Origin of the sequence: Pseudomonas sp. UBA7530 (assembly GCF_002479365.1) — a bacterium.
GTDB lineage: Bacteria > Pseudomonadota > Gammaproteobacteria > Pseudomonadales > Pseudomonadaceae > Aquipseudomonas.
The window spans coordinates 139,729-161,414 of sequence record NZ_DLMS01000005.1; the positions used below are offsets into that span (position 1 = coordinate 139,729).

19 protein-coding genes are annotated in these 21,686 nt (G+C 63.5%); 8 read left to right on the top strand and 11 right to left on the bottom strand.

From position 1 onward, the window contains the following. Positions 1 to 83: 83 nt before the first annotated feature. The 8 genes from ppsA to B2U07_RS09740 all read left to right on the top strand — a co-directional run bounded on the left by ppsA (position 84) and on the right by B2U07_RS09740 (position 8,159). Positions 84 to 2,456, top strand: coding sequence for a phosphoenolpyruvate synthase (gene ppsA, locus B2U07_RS09705; RefSeq protein ID WP_275545212.1), 2,373 nt, complete (start codon positions 84 to 86; stop codon positions 2,454 to 2,456). 165 nt (positions 2,457 to 2,621) lie between these two features. Then, positions 2,622 to 3,608, top strand: a complete 987-nt coding sequence (locus tag B2U07_RS09710; protein ID WP_275545211.1) for an alpha/beta fold hydrolase — start codon at positions 2,622 to 2,624, stop codon at positions 3,606 to 3,608. A gap of 183 nt (positions 3,609 to 3,791) precedes the next feature. Beyond that, positions 3,792 to 4,280, top strand: a complete 489-nt coding sequence (gene rraA / locus B2U07_RS09715) for a ribonuclease E activity regulator RraA (RefSeq protein WP_275545210.1) — start codon at positions 3,792 to 3,794, stop codon at positions 4,278 to 4,280. 4 nt (positions 4,281 to 4,284) lie between these two features. After that, complete coding sequence (locus B2U07_RS09720; protein WP_275545209.1) at positions 4,285 to 5,271, top strand: zinc transporter ZntB; 987 nt, start codon at positions 4,285 to 4,287, stop codon at positions 5,269 to 5,271. A gap of 49 nt (positions 5,272 to 5,320) precedes the next feature. After that, entirely contained in the window at positions 5,321 to 5,572 is a 252-nt protein-coding gene (locus B2U07_RS09725) for a CrfX protein (RefSeq protein WP_172825358.1), read from the top strand. A 1-nt stretch (position 5,573) separates the two neighbouring features. Next, positions 5,574 to 6,398 (top strand): mechanosensitive ion channel family protein, encoded by an 825-nt coding sequence (locus B2U07_RS09730; protein ID WP_013715734.1) that lies wholly within the window; start codon positions 5,574 to 5,576, stop codon positions 6,396 to 6,398. Positions 6,399 to 6,480: 82 nt separating this feature from the next. After that, positions 6,481 to 7,071: an RNA polymerase sigma factor SigX gene (sigX, locus tag B2U07_RS09735; RefSeq protein WP_275545208.1), complete on the top strand. Its 591-nt coding sequence runs from the start codon at positions 6,481 to 6,483 to the stop codon at positions 7,069 to 7,071. A 107-nt stretch (positions 7,072 to 7,178) separates the two neighbouring features. Continuing rightward, positions 7,179 to 8,159, top strand: coding sequence for an OmpA family protein (locus B2U07_RS09740; RefSeq protein WP_197855805.1), 981 nt, complete (start codon positions 7,179 to 7,181; stop codon positions 8,157 to 8,159). A 106-nt stretch (positions 8,160 to 8,265) separates the two neighbouring features. Here B2U07_RS09740 and cobA read toward each other — a convergent pair whose 3' ends face one another. The 11 genes from cobA to ntrB all read right to left on the bottom strand — a co-directional run bounded on the left by cobA (position 8,266) and on the right by ntrB (position 21,683). Beyond that, a complete protein-coding gene (gene cobA / locus B2U07_RS09745; RefSeq protein ID WP_275545207.1) occupies positions 8,266 to 9,009 on the bottom strand; it encodes a uroporphyrinogen-III C-methyltransferase in 744 nt (247 codons plus the stop codon). Positions 9,010 to 9,124: 115 nt separating this feature from the next. Then, complete coding sequence (locus B2U07_RS09750) at positions 9,125 to 11,845, bottom strand: nitrate reductase (protein WP_275545206.1); 2,721 nt, start codon at positions 11,843 to 11,845, stop codon at positions 9,125 to 9,127. 98 nt (positions 11,846 to 11,943) lie between these two features. Continuing rightward, positions 11,944 to 12,270, bottom strand: a complete 327-nt coding sequence (gene nirD / locus B2U07_RS09755) for a nitrite reductase small subunit NirD (RefSeq protein ID WP_197855802.1) — start codon at positions 12,268 to 12,270, stop codon at positions 11,944 to 11,946. After that, positions 12,267 to 14,723: a nitrite reductase large subunit NirB gene (gene nirB / locus B2U07_RS09760; RefSeq protein WP_275545205.1), complete on the bottom strand. Its 2,457-nt coding sequence runs from the start codon at positions 14,721 to 14,723 to the stop codon at positions 12,267 to 12,269. The genes nirD and nirB overlap by 4 nt, the downstream gene beginning before the upstream one ends. A 303-nt stretch (positions 14,724 to 15,026) precedes the next feature. Next, positions 15,027 to 16,691, bottom strand: a complete 1,665-nt coding sequence (locus B2U07_RS09765; RefSeq protein WP_275545204.1) for a bifunctional protein-serine/threonine kinase/phosphatase — start codon at positions 16,689 to 16,691, stop codon at positions 15,027 to 15,029. 4 nt (positions 16,692 to 16,695) lie between these two features. Next, the gene (locus B2U07_RS09770; protein WP_275545203.1) at positions 16,696 to 17,907 is read right to left on the bottom strand and encodes a nitrate/nitrite transporter; all 1,212 of its coding nucleotides are present in this window, start codon (positions 17,905 to 17,907) and stop codon (positions 16,696 to 16,698) included. A gap of 421 nt (positions 17,908 to 18,328) precedes the next feature. Next, the gene (locus B2U07_RS09775; protein WP_275545202.1) at positions 18,329 to 18,484 is read right to left on the bottom strand and encodes a hypothetical protein; all 156 of its coding nucleotides are present in this window, start codon (positions 18,482 to 18,484) and stop codon (positions 18,329 to 18,331) included. Between the two features lie 148 nt (positions 18,485 to 18,632). Beyond that, positions 18,633 to 19,076 (bottom strand): thioesterase family protein, encoded by a 444-nt coding sequence (locus tag B2U07_RS09780; RefSeq protein ID WP_275545201.1) that lies wholly within the window; start codon positions 19,074 to 19,076, stop codon positions 18,633 to 18,635. Between the two features lie 48 nt (positions 19,077 to 19,124). Continuing rightward, on the bottom strand, positions 19,125 to 19,814 hold the full coding sequence (locus tag B2U07_RS09785) for a polysaccharide lyase family 7 protein (protein WP_275545200.1): 690 nt from the start codon (positions 19,812 to 19,814) through the stop codon (positions 19,125 to 19,127). Between the two features lie 96 nt (positions 19,815 to 19,910). Beyond that, positions 19,911 to 20,702, bottom strand: coding sequence for an ABC transporter ATP-binding protein (locus B2U07_RS09790; protein ID WP_275545199.1), 792 nt, complete (start codon positions 20,700 to 20,702; stop codon positions 19,911 to 19,913). A 129-nt stretch (positions 20,703 to 20,831) separates the two neighbouring features. Beyond that, positions 20,832 to 21,683 carry a nitrate ABC transporter permease gene (gene ntrB / locus B2U07_RS09795; protein ID WP_275545198.1) on the bottom strand — a complete coding sequence of 284 codons (852 nt, stop codon included), beginning with the start codon at positions 21,681 to 21,683 and terminating at the stop codon, positions 20,832 to 20,834. Between the last annotated feature and the right edge of the window lie 3 nt (positions 21,684 to 21,686).

Consider the following 21,686-nt stretch of genomic DNA (forward strand, 5'->3'; position numbering starts at 1 on the left):
CTGCTTCTAATGCAGCATGGCCGATGCGCAGCTGGCTTTACGCGAATTCTGAGCTTTTCCAACATCTTAGTGGAGAGATCACCTTGGTAGAGTACGTAGTTTCCCTCGATAAGCTCGGCAATCACGATGTTGAGCATGTGGGGGGCAAGAACGCATCCCTCGGCGAGATGATCAGTAACCTGGCTGGCGCCGGCGTCTCGGTTCCCGGCGGTTTCGCCACTACGGCTCAGGCCTATCGCGACTTTCTCGAGCAGAGCGGTCTGAACGCGCAGATCCACGCAGCGCTCGACGCACTCGATGTCGACGACGTCAACGCTCTTGCCAAGACTGGCGCACAGATTCGCCAGTGGGTGATGGACGCCGAATTTCCGGCCCAACTCGATGCCGATATTCGCAAGGCCTTCGCCGAAATGAGCGCCGGCAACGACAACATGGCCGTGGCCGTGCGTTCCTCCGCCACCGCCGAAGACCTGCCCGACGCCTCCTTTGCCGGCCAACAGGAAACCTTCCTCAATATCCGCGGTGTGGACAACGTGATCCGCGCTGCCAAGGAAGTCTTCGCTTCCCTGTTCAACGATCGCGCCATCGCCTACCGCGTGCACCAGGGCTTCGACCACAAGCTGGTCGCCCTGTCCGCTGGCGTGCAGCGCATGGTGCGCTCGGAAACCGGCACCGCCGGCGTGATGTTCACCCTCGACACCGAGTCCGGCTTCCGTGACGTGGTGTTCATTACCGGGGCCTACGGCCTCGGCGAGACCGTGGTGCAGGGTGCGGTGAACCCCGACGAATTCTACGTACACAAGCCGACCCTGGAAGCGGGCCGCCCGGCGATTTTGCGTCGCAACCTGGGCAGCAAGGCGATCAAGATGGTCTACGGCGACGAAGCCAAGGCCGGGCGTTCGGTCAAGACCGTCGAGGTTGAACGTGCCGAGCGCGCACGCTTCTGCATCACCGACGCCGAGGTCAGCGAGCTGGCCAAGCAGGCGCTGATCATCGAGAAACACTACGGTCGCCCGATGGATATCGAGTGGGCGAAAGACGGTGATGACGGCAAGCTGTACATCGTGCAGGCCCGTCCGGAAACCGTGAAGAGCCGCTCCAGCGCCACCGTGATGGAGCGCTACCTGCTGAAAGAGAAGGGCACCGTTCTGGTGGAAGGTCGCGCCATCGGCCAGCGCATCGGCGCCGGCAAGGTGCGGGTGATCCACGACGTGTCCGAAATGGACAAGGTGCAGCCGGGCGACGTGCTGGTTTCCGACATGACCGACCCGGATTGGGAACCGGTGATGAAGCGCGCCAGCGCCATCGTTACCAACCGCGGCGGCCGTACCTGTCATGCGGCGATCATCGCCCGCGAGCTGGGCATTCCGGCCGTGGTCGGCTGCGGCAACGCCACCAGCGTGCTGAAGGATGGCCAGGGTGTCACCGTCTCCTGTGCTGAAGGCGATACCGGCTTCATCTTCGAAGGCGAGCTGGGCTTCGACATCCGCAAGAACTCGGTCGACGCCATGCCCGAGCTGCCGTTCAAGATCATGATGAACGTTGGCAACCCGGATCGCGCCTTCGATTTCGCCCAGCTGCCCAACGAAGGCGTGGGTCTGGCCCGCCTGGAATTCATCATCAACCGCATGATCGGCGTGCATCCGAAGGCGCTGCTGAACTTCTCCAGCCTGCCGCCGGAGATCAAGGACAGCGTCGAGAAGCGCATCGCCGGTTATGGTGATCCGGTCGACTTCTACGTCGAGAAGCTGGTCGAGGGCATCAGCACCCTGGCCGCAGCGTTCTGGCCGAAGAAGGTCATCGTGCGCCTGTCGGACTTCAAGTCCAACGAATACGCCAACCTGATCGGCGGCAAGCTGTACGAGCCGGAAGAAGAAAACCCGATGCTGGGCTTCCGTGGCGCCTCGCGCTACATCAGCGAATCGTTCCGTGACTGCTTCGAACTGGAATGCCGGGCGCTGAAGAAAGTGCGCAACGAGATGGGCCTGACCAACGTCGAGATAATGGTGCCCTTCGTGCGCACCCTGGGCGAGGCCTCGCAAGTGGTCGAACTGCTGGCCAGCAATGGCCTGGCGCGCGGTCAGGATGGTCTGAAGGTCATCATGATGTGCGAGCTGCCGTCCAACGCCATTCTGGCTGAAGAGTTCCTTGAGTTCTTCGATGGCTTCTCCATCGGTTCCAACGACCTGACCCAGCTGACCCTGGGCCTGGATCGCGACTCCGGCATCGTTGCGCACCTGTTCGATGAACGTAACCCGGCGGTGAAGAAGCTCCTGGCCAACGCCATTGCCGCCTGCAACAAGGCTGGTAAGTACATTGGCATCTGCGGCCAGGGCCCTTCGGATCACCCGGACCTGGCCAAGTGGCTGATGGAACAGGGCATCGAGAGCGTCTCGCTGAACCCTGATTCGGTCCTCGACACCTGGTTCTTCCTGGCCGAGGCGCAGCCCGCCTGAGATCACTAGCGACCAGAAGAAGGGCGGGTCGATCCCGCCCTTTTTTCTGGTTGTTCAGCCCTGACAGTCACCAGAGCCGTCGCCAGCGATTTCACAGTCGCTCCGGCGGTTTTTTGTGGGTTCCGTTCTTCTTTGTGGCGCAGCGCCATTGCGGTTTTTCGATCCATGCAAAGCAGTAGTGAGCTTTTCCCCGTCGCCCTGATCAGCGCCGAACTACGTGGCGACCTCAGCGAGGACGTCTACCTCCTCAAGCCCAACAATAGCCCGGACTCCAGCGTCGAGCTGGCCCTGACCCGGCTGGGCCGGCCAGGCGCCGAAGGTGCGCGCGGCGTGCCCGTGGTGTTGTTGCATGGCAGCTTCTCCAACCGACGTTTCTGGTATTCGCCCAAGGGCATCGGCCTCGGCGCTTATCTGGCGCGCGCCGGGTTCGACGTGTGGATCGCCGAAATGCGCGGCCATGGTCTGTCGCCGCGCAACGAAGGCTATCGTGACAACAGCGTGGCGCAGTACGTGCGCTACGACCTGCCGGCCATCGCCGATTTCATTTTCGAGCAGTCCGGGCAGCCTGCGCACTGGGTCGGCCACTCCCTGGGAGGGGTAATTCTGGCAGCTGCACTGGGCGGCGGTTATCTCGAGCAATCTCGCGCGCGCTCGGCTGCGCTGTTCGGCAGCCAGATCAGCCGCATCTACTGGCCGCTTAAGGTGCCGCCAGTAGAGTGGGGCGCGCGCCTGCTGCTGCGCGCCTTTCCCTATCTTTCCGGGCGTCGCCTGAAGCGTGGGCCTGAAGACGAGCCGATCGGCCTGGCACGGGAAACCCTGCGCTGGCTCAGGCTGTTCGGGCGATTCGGCGACGGCGAGCAGGACTGGTGGGCGGGTCTTGCCCAAGTGCGCGTACCGATTCTGGCCGTGGCGGCTGCGGCTGATTCCGATGATCCTGCCTGGGCTTGCCGCAAGCTGCTTGAGCAGTGCAGCGCCGCGCCGAGGCACTTTCTGCTGCTGGGCAAGGACCAAGGTTTCGCCAGTGACTTCGGGCATATCGAAATGCTGGTCAGCAAGGAGGCCCAGCGCGAGGTGTGGCCAATTGCCGAACATTGGCTACGGCATCTGCACTTGCCTGCCGAGTTCGTCGAGGCTTCTATAGCAGGTGCTTGAGCGGCCAAGGTCGTTTCTTCAGCGGATGCTTACCGGTACTATGTGACGCATCGTGTGCGCGTGGTCATTTCCAGGGCTGGCGCTCGTTCGCCGTTCATTGCGAGCGAGGTGTTGCGCTTGCACCGCCTCGATCGGTCCATGAAGGTGGCTGCCTTTTCACCCATTGTCGCAAGGAGTTGTGTCATGCACTACATCACCCCCGATCTCTGCGATGTCTACCCGGAACTGATCCAGGTGGTCGAGCCGATGTTCGCCAATTACGGCGGCCGCGATTCCTTCGGCGGTCAGATCGTCACCATCAAGTGCCATGAGGACAATTCCCTGGTGAAGGAGCAGGTCGATCTGCCCGGGCAGGGCAAGGTGCTGGTCGTCGATGGTGGTGGTTCGCTGCGGCGCGCGCTGCTGGGCGACATGCTGGCCGAGAAAGCTGCCAGGAATGGTTGGGAGGGCATCGTGGTGTATGGCTGCATTCGTGACGTCGACGTCATCGCCCAGACCGACCTAGGCGTGCAGGCGCTGGCCAGCCATCCGATGAAAACCGACAAGCGCGGTATTGGCGACCTGAACGTGCCAGTCACCTTTGGCGGCGTGACCTTCAAGCCGGGCGATTACCTGTACGCCGACAACAACGGCGTAATCGTCTCCCCGCAAGCTCTCAGGATGCCGGAATAAGCCGATGCTGGATCAGGATTCGGCGCTGCTGCACGCCTTCGTACTCGATGGCCGTGGCGGTGCGCGCAGCATCAGTCGCGACGAACTGGACGGCCTGCAGCTGGGCGAGCATGAGAGCCTCTGGCTGCATTGGGATCGCAGCCAGGCGCAGTCACAGCGCTGGTTGCGCGAGAGCAGTGGGCTGGACGAATTCAGCTGCGACCTGCTGTTGGAAGAGAATACCCGGCCGCGTCTTTTGCCGTTGCCGGACAACGAGATGTTGATCTTCCTGCGCGGGGTCAACCGCAACCCTGGCGCCGAGCCCGAAGACATGGTGTCGGTGCGCATTTTTGCCGATGCCCGGCGGGTGATTTCCCTGCGCCTGCGACCGCTGCTGGCGACCGATGCACTGATTGCCGATCTGCTGGCGGGCAAGGGGCCAAAAACCTCTTCCGAGCTGCTGCTGGAACTGGCGCGTCACCTGACCAGTCGCGTCGATGACCTGGTCGCCGAGCTGAGCGAGCAGCTCGACGGCGAGGAGGATGGTCTCGATGACGACGAGCGCTATCGTCCCGATCACGGCTTGATGCTGCAGGTGCGACGGCGTGCGGCCAGCTTGCGTCGCTTTCTTGCGCCGCAGCGTGATCTCTATGCGCAGCTGGCACGCAACAAGCAGCCCTGGTTCGTTGAAGATGATGACGATTATTGGAATGAACTCAACAACAGGCTGACGCGCTATCTGGAGGAGCTGGAGCTGATTCGTGAACGGGTTGGTCTGGTGCTCGAGGCGGAGAGCAGTCGGCTTGGCGAACGCATGAATCGGATCATGTACCGCTTCACGGTGATCACCGGGCTGTTCCTGCCTTTGAGCTTCCTGACCGGGCTGCTGGGTATCAACGTTGGCGGCATTCCCGGGGCGGACAATCCGATCGGTTTCTTCATCGCCTGCGGCCTGATGATCCTTCTGGCGGTGGGGCAATTGCTGCTTTTTCGCCGTTGGCGTTGGCTGTGATGTGTGACTCATCCGCCGGCTACTGCGTCTAGCCGTGACATCCCGTGAGGTGCGCATGCACGATCCATTCGAAGAGTCTCTACGCGATTTGCTCAAGTCCTCGCCGTCCAGCCATGACGACGATGCCTGCCTGCACCGCGTTCTCAAGACCGCCAACCGGCAGGTCGGCGCTGGTGACCTGTTCAGTCTGATGGGCCACTGGGCGCAGGCGCTGATGATCGCCCTGAACAACGGTTCGGCGCATGTCGCGCCGGTATCGCGCCGTACCCAGTCCTCTGCTTCTGCTGATAAGGCCGACTGAAATGGAACTCGATCCCTGGACCCAAAGCCTGATCTCCGCGATGACCGCACTGTGGACCAAGGTTGCCGGATTCATTCCCAACCTGTTCGTCGCATTGGTGCTGGTGTTGCTTGGCTTCGTCGTCGCCAAACTGCTCGACACCCTGCTGTCCAAGCTGCTCGGCAAGGTTGGCCTGGATCGCCTGATGATGGGCACCGGTCTGACCAAGCTGCTGGCACGCGTCGGTATCCACGCCTCGGTCTCGACCCTGATCGGCAAGATCGTCTACTGGTTCGTGCTGCTGATCTTCCTGGTTTCCGCTGCTGAATCGCTGGGGCTGCAACGGGTTTCCGCGACCCTCGATGTGCTGGCGCTGTACCTGCCCAAGGTCTTCGGTGCGGCCTTGGTGCTGCTCGCCGGCGTGCTCCTGGCGCAGCTGGTCAGCAGCCTGGTGCGTGGCGCCGCCGAAGGCGTGGGCCTCGAATACGCCAACGGCCTGGGGCGCGTTGCGCAGGGGCTGGTGATCATCATCAGCATCTCCGTGGCCATCGGCCAGCTGGAGGTCAAGACCGATCTGCTCAACAACGTCATCGCCATCGTGCTGATCTCAGTCGGCCTGGCAGTGGCGCTGGCACTGGGTTTGGGCAGCCGCGATATCGCCAGCCAGATCCTGGCCGGCATCTATGTGCGCGAGTTGTATCAGGTCGGGCAACAAGTGCAGGTTGGTGAGGTCGAAGGCCAGATCGAAGAGATCGGCACAGTGAAGACCACCCTGTTGACCGATACCGGTGAGCTGGTATCGGTAGCCAATCGAGTGATGCTCGAACAACGCGTGAACAGTCGCTGACGCCAATCTGTTATTTTATGTAGCTGCCCGGCAGGCGTGACCTGCCGGGCACTTTTCGTCCTGACCGTCGGCCCGACTCGTTTTGAACAAAGCTCAAACCCCGCCCACGCGCTATGACCCCCGCGAGCTCACCGATGAAGAGCTGGTGGCGCGCGCCCACGACGAGCTGTTTCACATCACTCGTGCTTATGAAGAGCTGATGCGACGCTACCAGCGAACTCTCTTTAACGTTTGTGCACGTTATTTAGGGAACGAAAGGGATGCGGACGATGTCTGTCAGGAGGTGATGCTCAAAGTACTTTATGGCCTTAAAAACTTTGAGGGTAAATCCAAATTCAAAACCTGGCTTTACAGCATCACCTACAATGAATGCATTACCCAGTATCGAAAAGAGCGGCGCAAGCGTCGATTGATTGACGCCTTGAGTTTGGATCCGCTCGAAGAGGCTTCCGACGAGAAGACACCCAAAGTCGAGGAGCGAGGCGGTCTTGATCGATGGTTGGTACACGTCAACCCGATCGATCGCGAGATTCTTGTGCTACGTTTTGTCGCAGAACTTGAGTTTCAAGAGATTGCGGACATCATGCACATGGGCTTGAGCGCAACGAAGATGCGCTACAAGCGAGCATTGGATCGGTTGCGGGATAAATTTTCGGAAACTTCCGAAACTTAGTTCAGCTTCCTGACCACTAAGGGAGTGGCGAAACCTGATAAAATCGCCGACAAGTTGCCGACTGAAGTAACGGTGACTTATTAACCACCAAGATGGGGATTTAACGGATGAAAGTAAAAAACACCTTGGGCGTAGTCATTGGCTCTCTCGTTGCCGCAACCTCCTTCGGCGCGCTGGCGCAAGGCCAAGGCGCTGTCGAGGTGGAGGGCTTCGTCAATCGCTACTTCACCGACACTCAGCGTGATTTCGCTCACGACGAAGGCAATCTGTTCGGTGGCAGCATCGGCTACTACCTGACCGACGACGTCGAGCTGGCGCTGTCCTATGGCGAGTACCACGACCTGCGTGGCGAAGGCTCTCGCGGCAGCAAGGACATCAAAGGCAACCTGACCGATCTGAAGGCTATCTACCACTTCGGTCAGCCGGGCGTTGGTCTGCGTCCTTACGTCTCTGCCGGTTTTGGCCATCAGAGCATCGGCGACGCCAATGGCGGTGGTCGTAACCACTCCACCCTGGCCATCGCTGGCGCGGGTGCCAAGTACTACTTCACTGAAATGTTCTACGCCCGTGCTGGCGTTGACGCTCTGTACAACATCGACCAGGGCGACACCGAATGGCAAGCCGGCGTGGGTGTTGGTCTGAACTTCGGTGGCGGCAGCAAGCCGGCCCCGGCTCCTGTTGTAGCCGCAGCTCCCGAGCCGATGCCTGAGCCTGCTCCGGAGCCGGCGATGGAAAACGTTCGTGTTGAGCTGGACGTCAAGTTCGACTTCGACAAAGACCGCGTTAAAGAAGAAAGCTACGGCGACATCAAGAACCTGGCTGACTTCATGAATCAGTACCCGCAGACCACCACCACCGTGGAAGGTCACACTGACTCCGTCGGTACCGATGCCTACAACCAGGGTCTGTCCGAGCGTCGTGCCAATGCCGTACGTAACGTGCTGGTCGATCAGTACGGTGTAGACGGCAGCCGCGTGAACGCTGTTGGCTACGGCGAAACCCGCCCGGTAGCTGACAACGCCACCGACTCCGGCCGTGCCGTCAACCGTCGCGTTGAAGCTGAAGTGGAAGCCCAGGTCCAGCAGTAATCTCCTGGTGCTTTAAGGAAAACCCGGCCTCGGCCGGGTTTTTTCTTTTGCGGAATAAAAAAGCCCGCCATGAGACGGCGGGCAGGCAAGCAGAACGTGGATTGAGTCAGGCGTGCAAAAGCTGCGGCATGCCAATCTCGCTGCTGGCGCGGGCGACTTCGCCAATCACCAGGATGGCCGGGCTCTTCAGGGCGAACGCTGCGGCATCGTTCATCATGGCGCCCAGAGAGCTGCGGCATTCGCGTTGCTCGGGCAGCGAGGCGTTCTCGATCATCGCCACCGGCATTTCGCCGCTCATGCCGCCGTCGAGCAGGCCGGTCTGGATATCCGCCAACTTGGCGACGCCCATGTAGATCACCAGCGTCGTGCCGCTCTGCGCCAGCGCCTGCCAGTTCAGAGAGCTGTCGTCCTGGGTATGGGCGGTGAGCAAGGTAACGCCTCGGGCAACGCCGCGCAGGGTCAGGGGGATGCCACAATTGGTGGCGCCAGCCAGCCCGGCGGTGATGCCGTTGACCAGCTCCACCTCGATACCCTGTGCGACGAGCCAGTCGGCTTCCTCGCTGCCGCGGCCGAAGATGCACGGGTCGCCGCCCTTGAGGCGCACCACGCATTTATCCTGACGCGCATAGCGCAGCATCAGGCGATGGATGAAGGCCTGCGGAGTGGAGCGACAGCCGCCGCGTTTACCCACCGAGACGATCCGGGCGCTCGGGCAGTGTTCGAGCACGGCCGGGTTGACCAGATCGTCGATCATCACGACCTCGGCTTGCTTCAGTGCCTTGACCGCCTTGAGCGTTAGCAGCTCGGGGTCACCGGGGCCAGCGCCTACCAGCCAGACTTTTGCGCTCATGTTCACCACCTCTATCATGTCTTTTTCCGCTGGTCCCCGCGCTCCGGCGTGGAAACCGATCCTGGGACGCTCTGCGTCCCTTGAGGCAGCGCCTCTCGCCAGCACATAGGCGCGATCAACAGGCCCTTACAGCCACCTGCTGGCTGGCCAGCAAGCGCTTGATTTCAGGTACGCAGGAGCCACAACTGGTGCCGCACTTGAGTTCCTGCTTGAGTCCGTCCAGGTCCAGGCCGCGCTCGATGCCGGCGCACACAGCGCCTTCGCTGACGTTCAGGCAGTTGCACAGGGTTTTGCCACGGGTGGTGGCGCCAACATTGCCCGGCGGCGCGGAGACCGGGGCGAGTAGCCAGCGACGCAGGTCGGCGTCGGCCTGACCGTCCAGCCACAGGCTGCGCAGCCATTCGCTGGCGGCGGTTTCGCCGGCCAGGCGGATACTGACGATACGGCCATGCTCGATACGCACGCGTTTACCCACTGCACGGCGCGGATCGTCATAGGCCAGCACCGGACCTTCATGCAGGCGCAGCAGGCGGTCGATCTGCGCCAGCAACTCGGGCTGCGGCGCCACGGCGCTGGCGGCGCGGATCAGCAGGGCGGGGCGGTCGCGTCCGCTAGGGGTAAGGTTGGCGTAGGCGAAGTCCTCGAACAGCGGGCGCAACGCTTCGAAGCGGCTTTGCACCTCACCCTCGACCAGGGCGAACAGTTGCCAGGGCAGCTCGACCTTGTCCACCTCGACTCCGGAATGCTTGAGCTCCGGCTGCTTCGACAATGGATCGAAGGCCGGCTGGGTCAGCACGTTGGTGCCCAACCCCTTGAGAAAACGATCGCCCCAGTGCATCGGCAGCCAGGCCTGGCCTGGCCGCACCGAGTCGTCGCTCTGCACCGGCAGGATCAGGCTGCCACGGCGACTGCGCAGCTCGACCAGATCGCCGTTCTGCAGACGGCGGCGACGCAGCTCGTCCGGATGCAGGCCGAGTACGGCGGCCTCGACATGGCCGAACAGACGCGCGGCGGTGCCGGTGCGGCTCATGCCGTGCCACTGGTCGCGCAGGCGGCCGGTGTTGAGAGTCAGCGAATAGCGCGCCTCGCGCTTTTCCTTCGGTGCACGGTACGGGTCGGCGTGGAACTGCGCGCGCCCGCTGGCAGTGGGAAAGCGGCCGTCGGCGTAGAGGCGTGCGCTGCCCTGGCGCGCGCCGGGCGGAAACGGCCATTGCTGCGGACCTTGGTCATCGAGCAGCGCGTAGCTCAGCCCCGAGAGGTCGAGATCGCGCTGTGCGGTCAGATGCTTGTATTCCTCGAACAGCGACTCGCTGTCGGCGAAATCGAACAGGCTTGGCAGGCCGGGGCGGAGCAGAGTTTCAAGGCGACGGGCGAAGTCGCAGGTGATCGACCAGTCTGGCCGCGCATCGAAGGGCGCTGGCACGGCGCCACGCACGTGGCTGACGCGGCGCTCGGAATTGGTCACCGTGCCTTCCTTTTCGCCCCAGCTGGCGGCGGGCAGCAGCAGGTCGGCGTAGCGGCAGGTCTCGGTGGTAAAGAAGGCTTCTTGAACGACAACGAAAGGGCAGGCAGCCAGGGCCTCATGCACCTTGTTCTGGTTCGGCAGCGATTGCGCCGGGTTGGTGCAGGCGATCCACAGCGCCTTGATGCGACCGTCGTGCACGGCATCGAATAGCTCGATGGCGGACAGGCCGGGCGCCTCCGGCAAGGCGTCGACGCCCCAGTAGGCGGCGACTTCGGCGCGGTGCTCGGCATTGCCGGCCTCGCGATGGCCCGGCAGCAGGTTGCTCAGGCTGCCGGTCTCGCGGCCACCCATGGCGTTGGGTTGGCCGGTCAGCGAGAAGGGGCCGGCGCCGGGCTTGCCGATCTGTCCGGTGGCCAGGTGCAGGTTGATCAGCGCGCTGTTCTTGGCGCTGCCGGACGAAGACTGATTGAGCCCCATGCACCACAGTGAAAGGAAGGAGGGCGCGCGGCCGATCAGCTCGGCGCAGCGCTGCAGGGCGTCCAGGCTGATGCCGCAGATATCGGCGGTGGCCGCCGGGCTGTAGTCGCGCACCAGGTTCTTCAGCGCCTCGAAGCCTTCGGTGTGAGCATCGATATAGGCGCGGTCGATCCAGCCCTCCCAGAGCAGGATATGCAGGATGCCGTGGAACAGCGCGACGTCGGTGCCGGGTAGGATTGCCAGGTGAAGGTCGGCCAGCTCGCAGGTGTCGGTGCGCCGTGGGTCGACGACGATTACCCTCATCTCCGGGCGGCGTGCCTTGGCTTCTTCCAGGCGGCGGAACAGTACCGGATGGGCGTAGGCCATGTTGGAACCGGCGATCAGCAGGCAATCGCTCCGCTCGATATCCTCGTAACTGCAGGGCGGGGCGTCGGCGCCGAGGCTGCGCTTGTAGCCAACCACCGCCGAGCTCATGCACAGGCGCGAGTTGGAGTCGATGTTGTTGGTGCCGACCAGGGCGCGGGCCAGCTTGTTGAAGGCGTAGTAGTCCTCGGTCAGCAGCTGGCCGGAGATGTAGAAGGCGACGCTGTCCGGGCCGTGTTCGCGGATGGTCTTGGCGAACACGGCTGCGGCGTGATCCAGAGCGCTGTCCCAGTCCGTGCGTGAACGGGCCAGGCCCTTGCCCAGGCGCAGCTCGGGGTGGAGGGCGCGGGCATCGAGATCGCCAGTCAGGTGCAGGGTCGACCCCTTGCTGCACAGCTTGCCGAAGTTGGCCGGGTGGCTGGGGTCGCCGGCGACGCCGAGAATCTTCTCGCCGTCGTGCTCGATCAGCACGCCGCAGCCCACGCCGCAGTAGCAGCAGGTGGACGCGGTGACTTGAGTGGGGCTGGCCATGTCGGGCTCCTACAGGCGTAGGGTGGACAACGCTGTGCTTGTCCACCAATGCGTGGGGTTACCGGTGGAAAACGCTTCGCGGTTTTCCACCCTACGGCTTACGCACATTTCGCGGCGGTATTCAGGGCCAGCAGCACACGGCCGTTTTCCACGCGGGCGTGGTGCCGGTGCGCGCAGCCTACATCCGGCGCCACGGCTTCGCCGGATTCCAGCTCGATCTGCCAGTTGTGCAGCGGGCAGGCTACGCGCTTGCCATAGATCAGCCCTTGGGACAGCGGGCCGCCCTTGTGCGGGCAGCGGTCGTCGAGGGCGAAGACCTCATCCCCGGTAGTGCGGAAAATAGCAATGTCGCCCTTGGGGCCACTGACGATGCGCGAGCCGAGGACGTTGATTTCGTCCAGAGCGCAGATATCCAGCCAGTTCATACGGTGGCCTCCTCGATTTGCACGACCTTGATGGTGTCGAACTCTTTTTTCAGCTGCGGCGTCTCCAGGCGTTCCTTCCACGGGTCCTGCTCGAACGACAGGGCATAGTGCAGGCGCGCGGCCAGGGCCTTGCGGTTGGCTTCGTCTTCCAGCACCGCCTTCTTGATGTGCTCCATGCCGACGCGCTGCATGTAATGCACGGTGCGTTCGAGGTAGAAGGCTTCCTCGCGGTACAGCTGGAGGAAGGCGGCGTTGTATTCGCGCACCTCTTCGGCGGTCTTGACCTTGACGAAGAACTCGGCCACCTCCGTCTTGATCCCGCCATTGCCGCCGATGTACAGCTCGAAGCCCGAGTCCACGCCGATGATGCCGACGTCCTTGATGCCGGCCTCGGCGCAGTTGCGCGGGCAGCCGGAGACCGCCAGCTTGACCTTGTGCGGCGACCACATGTTGAACAGGTCGTGCTCCAGGTCGATGCCCAGCTGGGTCGAGTTCTGCGTGCCGAAGCGGCAGAACTCGCTGCCGACGCAAGTCTTCACCGTGCGGATGGACTTGCCGTAGGCGTGGCCGGACGGCATGTCCAGCTCCTTCCACACTGCTGGCAGGTCTTCCTTCCTGATCCCCAGCAGGTCGATACGCTGGCCGCCGGTGACCTTGACCATCGGCACGTTGTACTTGTCGGCGACGTCGGCGATGCGGCGCAGCTCCGACGGATTGGTCACGCCGCCCCACATACGCGGAACAACGGAATACGTCCCGTCCTTCTGAATATTGGCGTGGGCGCGTTCGTTGATCAGGCGCGACTGCGGGTCGTCCTTGGCTTCGCCCGGCCAGGTTGAGATCAGGTAGTAGTTGAGCGCGGGGCGGCAGGTAGCGCAGCCATTGGGCGTGCCCCAGTTCAGGTATTCCATGGTTTGCGCCATGGACGTCAGGTGCTGCTCTCGGATCGCCTTGCGGATTTGTCCGTGGTTGAGGTCGCTGCAGCCGCAGATAGCCTTTTCGCTCTTGGGCTTGACGTCGGCGGCACCGCCGACGGTGCTGATCAGAATCTGCTCGACCAGGCCGGCGCAGGAACCGCAAGAGCTGGCGGCCTTGGTGTGCTTCTTCACCTCGTCGACCGAGAACAGGCCGTTCTCCTGGATCGCCTTGACGATGGTGCCCTTGCACACGCCGTTGCAGCCGCAGATTTCCATGCTGTCGGGCATATTGGCGGTCTTGTCCGCGCCCTGGTGGCCGACGTCCCCGATCGCGCCTTCGCCGAACATCAGGTGATCGCGAATCTCGCTGACGTTCTGGCTCTCGCGGATCTGGCGGAAATACCAGCCGCCGTCGGCGGTGTCGCCGTACAGACAGGCGCCGACCAGCACGTCGTCCTTGATCACCAGCTTCTTGTACACGCCGCCGATGGGGTCGGAGAGGGTAATGGTTTCAGTGCCTTCGCCGCCCATGAATTCACCAGCGGAGAACAGGTCGATGCCGGTGACCTTGAGCTTGGTCGAGGTCACGGAGCCCTGATAGCGGGAGTAGCCGAGCAGGGCCAGGTGGTTGGCACAGACCTTGGCCTGTTCGAACAGCGGCGCCACCAGGCCGTAGGCGATGCCGCGGTGGCTGGCGCACTCGCCGATGGCGTAGACGCGCGGATCATAGGTCTGCATGGTGTCGTTGACCAGGATGCCGCGGTTGCAGGCGATGCCGGCCTGTTCGGCCAGATCGCTGTTGGGGCGGATACCGGCGGCCATCACTACCAGGTCGGCAGGAATCACCTCACCGTCCTTGAACTTCACCGCGCAGACGCGGCCTTCGCCGTTGTCCAGCAATTCGGCGGTGTGCTTGGGCAGAAGGAAGTTCAGGCCGCGGTCTTCCAGTGATTTTTGCAGCAGCTCGCCGGCGGTGCGGTCCAGCTGGCGCTCCAGCAGCCAGTCGCCGATGTGCACCACGGTGACGTCCATGCCGCGCAGCTTGAGGCCGTTGGCCGCCTCCAAGCCGAGCAGGCCGCCGCCGATGACCACCGCGTGCTTATGGGTCTTGGCGGTGTCCATCATCATCTGGGTGTCGGCGATGTCGCGATAGCCGATCACGCCAGCCAGATCCTTGCCCGGAATCGGCAGGATGAAGGGGTTGGAGCCGGTGGCGATCAGCAGGCGGTCGTATTCGGCCTCGCTGCCATCATCGGCGATGACCAGGCGCTTCTTGCGGTCGATCCTGACCACCTTGCGCCCGAGCAGCAGCTTGATGTGGTTTTCCGCGTACCAGTTCAGATCGTTGAGCACGATCTCCTCGAAGGTCTGCTCGCCGGCCAGCACCGGCGAAAGCAGGATGCGGTTGTAGTTGGGGTGCGGCTCGGCGCCGAACACGGTGATGTCGTAGAGATCGGGGGCGAGCTTGAGCAACTCTTCGAGGGTGCGTACACCCGCCATGCCGTTGCCGATCATCACCAGCTTGAGTTTTTGCATGCCGGCCATCTCCTGAATCGTTGATCACGGAAAAAGTGGCTGCCATAAATGGCAGGCCAGAAAACAAAAAAGGCGTCCCGCTAGTCACCTAGCGAGGACGCCTTTGTCCAGGTCCCGTTCTGTCGGGAGGTGCAGCCTTCTTCGTTGAAGGCCGCACTTTATGTTGTGTCAGAAGCAATGCAGTCCTTGTGCCAACTCTGCGGAATACGGTTTTTCAGGCGTTGCAGCGACGTTGCGGGGTCGCGTGAGTTAGCGCGTGCACCGTTGCGAGGCTTTTTTTGCGCTGCTTTGGTGCGAGCCGAGTCATTTGAGCAGCAGCACCGCCAGCAGCAGATTGAGCAGCAGCGATACCAGCGCCACCGTTCGCCAGACCAGCAGCGGCTCGCGCTCGAGCAGTGGTCGCGGGCGGCTGTTCAGCAACTGACGCTCAGCGCTTTCCAGGGCCAGCAGCCACTCTTCGGCGGTTTCGAAGCGCTGCGCCGGGCTGGCGGCGACCGCGCGGTTCAATATTTCATCGAGCCAGGCCGGCAGATCCGGGCGGTAACGGCTGGCGGGTAGCGGCTGACCGAAGCGCGGGTGCTGGAAGGCCTCGATCTCGCCATATGGATAATGCCCGGTCAGCAGGTGATAAAGGGTTACACCAGCGGCATAGAGATCCTGCTGCGCACTGGGCGGGTTGCCGGCGAAGGCCTCCGGGGCGATGTAGCTGGGCGTACCAGGCAGGCTGTGTGCCTCGTCGCGGGTCAGACCTGGACAGTAGGCGAGGCCGAAATCGAGCACGCGCAGCTCGCCGTCGTCGCCGAGCAGCAGGTTCTCCGGCTTGATGTCGCGGTGGATGATATTGCGTCGGTGCAGCAGGCCGAGGGCCTTGATCAGCCGTGGCGCCAGGTCCTGCCAGTCGGCCAGACTCAGCGGACCGGTCTGTCGTAGGCGCGCGGCCAGAGTCTGGCCGGCATATTCACGCTGCACGTAATACAGGTGCTGGCGCTGCGGCAGGGCGTGCAGTTCGGGGAAATGGCGCCCGGCGACGCGGCGTAGGAACCATTCCTCCTGCAGCAGCGCCGGGCCGGCCTGCTCCTCGCCGGCACGGCTGGCTGGTAGTGTCTTGAGCAGCCAGGGCTGATTGTGCGCGTCGCGCACGCGGTAGATCAGCGACTGGCGCGATTCGCCGAGCAGGCTTTCGACCTGCCAGCCCTCGAATGCCTGGCCGTCGCGCAGGCGCGGCGGTAGTGGCCAGTGATCGAGCTGGGCCAGGGTGTCGGCCAGCGCGGCGTCGGGAAGCTGCTCGACGTGCACCAGCAGGGCGCTGGCGTTGTCCTGGCTGCCGGCGCGGTGAGCCTCGGCGACCAGCGCCTGGCAGACTGCCTCGATATCTTCGCCTCGCAGCAGTTCACCGATGCGCTTGTCGCTGAGGCAGGCCCAGACCCCGTCGCTGACCAGCAGGAAGCGGTCGCCGGCCTGCAGCTCGCCGTCGCGGTAGTCCACCACCAGGTGCTGATCCAGGCCCATGGCGCGCTTGAGCACATGCTGCATGCCCGGCTGTTCCCAGACGTGGTCCTCGGTCAGGCGCAGCAGGCGTTCGTCACGCCACAGGTAGGCGCGGCTGTCGCCGATATGCGCCAGGGTGTAGCGGCGGCCGCGCAGCACCAGGGCGGTGAGGGTGGTCAGCAGCGGTTGGCCGCCGCCATTGGCTTGCAGCCAGCGGTTCTGCGCGATCAGCAGGCGGTCCAGGCTGTGCTGTACCGGCCAGGTCTCAGGCGTGGAGTAGTAGTCCAAAGCCAGCGCCTGTAGGGTGGCGCGCGCCGCCAGGCCGCCATCGGCGCACTGGCTGACGCCATCGGCCAGGCCCAGCAGGTAGCCCTTGCTGGCGGCCAAGGCCGGCGCCGGGGTGACCACGCGCAGCGCGTCCTGGTTCTCGCTGCGCGGGCCGGTGTCGCTGGCTTCGCCGATGCTCAGTTGCAGGGTCATTCGCTCACACCCGCGCGATGGTCACCGCGGCGCTGCCCCAGGTGGTGCGCCAGCGTTGCTTGACCCCATGCAGGCCGACCCAGGCCAGTACGCCGAGGCTGGCGAACAGCCACAGGCCGAGCTGGTAATCGCCGGTATGCTGCTTGATCGTGCCCAGGCCCGCGGCGAGGAAGAAGCCGCCAATGCCGCCGGCCATGCCGATCAGCCCGGTCATCACACCGATTTCCTTGCGAAAACGCTGCGGCACCAGCTGGAACACCGCGCCATTGCCGGCGCCCAGGCCAAGCATGGCGGCGACGAACAACGCCAGGGCGGCGGTCGAACTGGGCAGGTTGAAGCCCACCACGGCGATGCACAGCGAGGCGATGGTATACATCATGAGCAGCGAGCGGATGCCGCCGATGCGGTCGGCCAGGGCGCCGCCGAGCGGGCGCAGCAGGCTGCCGGCGAACACGCAGGCGGCGGTGTAGTAGCCGGCGGTGACCGGGTTGAGTCCGTACTGGTCGCTGAAGTAGCCAGGCAGTGCGCTGGCCAGGCCGATGAAGCCACCGAAGGTGACGCTGTAGAAGAACATGAACCACCAGCTGTCGCGGTCGCCGAGGGCCTTGAGGTAGTCGCCGAAAGCTTTTGCCTTGGGCCGCTCCGGTGCGTTCTTGGCCACCAGTGCAAAGATCACCAGGGTCGCCAGCAGCGGGATCAACGCCCAGCCGAACACGTTCTGCCAGCCTGAAAGCGCGGCCAGCCCGGGCGCGAACAGTGCTGCCAGTACGGTGCCGGAGTTGCCCGCACCGGCGATGCCCATGGCCTTGCCCTGGTGCTGTGGCGGGTACCACTGCGAGGCCAGCGGCAGGGCTACGGCAAAGGCGGCGCCGGCGAAACCGAGGAACAGGCCGAGCAGCAGCGCCTGCTCGTAGCTGCCGATACCGATCTGCCAGGCGCAGAACAGCGCGACGATCACCACCACCTGGCCGAGCAGGCCTGCGGTTTTCGGCGACAGGCGATCAGCGAGAAAACCCATCAACAGGCGCAGCACGGCACCGGCGAGAATCGGTGTGGCCACCATCAGGCCGCGTTGTTGGGCGTTGAGGTCAAGGTCGGTGGCGATCTGCACTGCCAGCGGGCCGAGCAGGTACCAGACCATGAAGCTCAGGTCGAAATAGAGAAAGGCGGCGAACAGGGTGGGGGCGTGGCCGGCTTTCCAGAAACTTGTATTCATCGATCACCTCATCAGCGAGAAGAAGCCGACATGGCGCAGCAGACCTTGGTCGTGGACACGACTGCCGCACCTGTCGGGGAGGCCGTGCACGGGTAATGCAGAGCCCAGCGGCCAAAGCCACAACAGGTTTGAACGATCGCGCTGCTGGCTCGGCTCGCGATACCTGCAGCGGCCCCGAACGCTGGGGCGAACACGAAAAAAAACGCCGCTTCACCACAGGCCATGAAGGCGAGGTGAGGCGACGTCTTTGTCGTGAGGGAGGTGGCCGCCGTTGGCTACCTGGTACCAGGGACCAAGCAAGGGCCGGGCCAATCGATCAAAGGCTTTAAGATCGGGCGTTGTGCAAATTCAGCCGACGCAGGGATGCCGCAAAACGAGGCGGTTTCACATTGGCTGCACCCCAACGGGGCGAGCGTTTGGCTCAGCTGCGCAGCGTGCTGAATGCGACCTGCGATTCGATTGTGGAAGATTGGGCAGCGCTGGTGGCGTGGGTTGGTAGCGGCAGGGTCAGCAGGGCGATTGCCAGCAGGTTGCTCAGCAGTCCGGCCTGACGGGCGCGGCGGTAGGTGTCGGTCATCCTCGATCCCCCTTTTTCTGTTTATGAGCTAGGCGTAGCAGATGAATAGCGATGTGTCACGGAGCCGGCAGCAATAATTGTGCAAGTTTTGGTCAGAACCACCAGGCCGGGCTGTAGTGCGCGTCTTCGGCGGGTACGCCAGCGGCAGTCAGTCGAGCCGATTGACCTTTGGGAATTTGCCGCTGAAGGCGTCCGGCATCGGCACCACCTTCGACTGGCGATAGTCGAAGAACACGAAGCCGGACTTGGCCATGGCCACCAGTGTGCCGTCGGTTGGGCGGGTGATGCGGAAGGTGATATCGCCGCCATACTTGTTGAAATCCATCACGCCGACTTCGAACAGCAACTGGTCACGGGCATGCGCCTCGGCCCGGTAGGTGGTGGCCAGATCGGTGACGATGATGCCGGTGCCGCTGCCATCGGTTTCACGGATGCCGAATTCGAAGAGAAAACGTGCGCGCGCCTCGGAAATCATCGAGATCATCGAGTCGTTGCCCAGATGGTTGGCGCCGTTGATGTCGGTGACACGCACGGTGAGGTGGGTGCTGTAGCAGTACTGGTCTTCGGGAAAATCGAGGGTCAGGCGCGCCATGGTCGAACCGTTGTCGAGAAAAACGGCGATTGTATGCTGCTGCGTGCCCTAGCGGTGCAGGCTGTTGAGATGATGGAAGGTCACCCGGCCGCCTTCGTTGTCCGGCCCGGAATTGTCCTGGATATAGGCGCCCGCCTTGAAGTACAGGTACTGGGTGTTCCAGCGGCTGCTGAGCTGCCGGTAGATCGCGCCCTCGTCACCGTCGCTGCTGGCCACGCTGACCCCGAGGCGCCCGCTGGGCGTCACGCGCAGGTCGTAGCCGAAACGCTCGCCAAGCTGCACGTTCTCGGCCAGCAGGATGTTCTGCACCTTGCTGTCTCCGGGGCGGGCGCGCAGCAACAACTCGACGCGGCCGACGCCGCGGCGATAGTGATACTGCAGCTTGGCCAGCGGGTCGTTCTGGCTGCCCGGCACGTCGGTGCTGTGGATCTGGCCAATCACCACCTTATTGCGGCTGGGCACCCGCTCCACCTGCAGTACGGCACTGAGGTAGTTGTCCGAACTGGCGTGCTGCCAGTTGCTCAGGCTGCCGTCGCGCTGGGTTTCGCGTAGCTCGCTGCGCGGATAGCGCGCATCCGCGGTGGTCGAGCCGGTTACCGGGACCCAAAAGGTCACGCTGCCGTCGCCGTTGCGTCGGAAGTAACGGCTTTCGTAGCCGTTGTTCAGGCGCTCGGTGCTGATGGTGGTGGGTGCGGGGTCGGTGGGGATCGACAGGTTCCAGGTCGTAAGGTCTAGCACGGCGTTCTCTGCTCGTCGGTTGGAGGCACAGGTTCGTCCCTGAATCGACCCAGAGGTTCCCGCTCCGGCCCTCCAGCCAGAGCGGTTGCCACAGCTTCAGGCGGCCGGGCGCTGCTGGCGCTGGTAGAGGAACTCCAGCACGGCGGTGCGATAGCTGTGGTACTGCGGGTCATTGGCCAGCGCCAGGCGGTTGCGCGGGCGCGGCAGTTCGACGGCGAGGATTTCGCCGACGGTGGCCGCCGGGCCATTGGTCATCATCACGATGCGATCGGACAGCAGCACGGCCTCGTCGACGTCATGGGTGACCATCACCACGGTGCTGCGGGTCTGCGCGACGATGCGCAGCAGCTCGTCCTGCAGATGCGCGCGGGTGAGCGCATCGAGGGCACCGAACGGCTCGTCCATCAGCAGCACCTTCGGCTCCATGGCCAGGGCGCGGGCAATGCCGACGCGCTGTTTCATGCCGCCGGAGATCTCGCTGGGATGCTTGTGCATGGCATGGCCGAGGCCGACCATGTTCAGCGCCTGCTCGGTGCGGGCCTTGAGTTGGGCCTTGCTTTCCTGCGCGCCGAACACCCGTTCCACCGCCAGATGGACGTTACCGAAGCAGGTCATCCAGGGCAGCAGACTGTGGTTCTGGAACACCACGGCGCGCTCCGGGCCGGGGCCGTCGATCTCGCGGCCATTGCAGATCAACCCCCCTTCGTTGGCTTCAAGCAGGCCCGCGATCAGATTGAGTACGGTCGACTTGCCGCAACCGGAATGGCCGATCAGCGCTACGAACTCGCCGCGGGCGATGCTCAGGTTGACGTCGGCCAAGGCCTGGAAGCGGCCTTTTTTGGTATCGAAATGCTTGGATACCTGGGTCAGCTCTACGAATTTTTCCATCGAAATTCTCCCATTCTCTCGCCGTAGCCCGGATGCAATCCGGAGGATTTGGGTCATGGCGACCCGGATTTCATCCAGGCTACTCTTCATTTAAAACAACGAGTTGGCGTAATGTCTTGTAAGGCTTTATCAGCTTGCGTAATCGAAGCGCCTGGCAATTAGTAGCAGCGTCTGCTCCAGCGCCAGGCCCACCAGGCCGACGATGATGATGGCGATGAGAATGTGCTCGACGTTGAGGTTGTTCCACTCATCCCACACCCAGAAGCCCAGGCCGATGCCGCCGGTGAGCATCTCCGCGGCGACGATCACCAGCCAGGCCACGCCGATGGCCAGGCGGATGCCGGTCATCAGGTGCGGTAGCACGGCGGGGAAGAGGATGCGCGTCAGCACCTTGAACTCCGACAGCTTGAGCACGCGGGCCACATTCAGGTAATCCTGCGGCACGCTGGCAACGCCCGCCGCGGTGTTGAGAATGATCGGCCAGATCGAACTGATGAAGATCACCCAGATCGACGCCGGCCCCGCTGCCTCGAACACCAGCAGGCCGATCGGCAACCAGGCCAGTGGCGAGACCGGACGCAGCAGGCTGATGATGGGCGCCAGCATGCCGGCGAGAAAGGCGAAGCGGCCGATGGCGAAACCCAGGGGAATGCCAACCAGCGCAGCGAGACCGAAGCCGATGCCGACTCGACCGAGCGAATTGAGGATGTTCCAGCCGATGCCCATGTCGTTGGGGCCGTTGTCGTAGAACGGGTCGGCGAACAGCACCAGGGCAGCCTGCCAGGTGCTCAGCGGCCCCGGCAGACCTTCGCTGTATTGCGCCAGCAGCGACCAGAAGCCGATGAAGGCGAGGATGCCCAGCAGCGGGGCGATACCGGCCTTGGCCAGGTGACCGAGGGTCGTTGCGCTCGGCAGCAGGGCGGCAGGCGAAAGGCGCGGTTTGCTGACTGTGGGAAGGGGCGTTTTCAGGGGCGCGTTCATGAT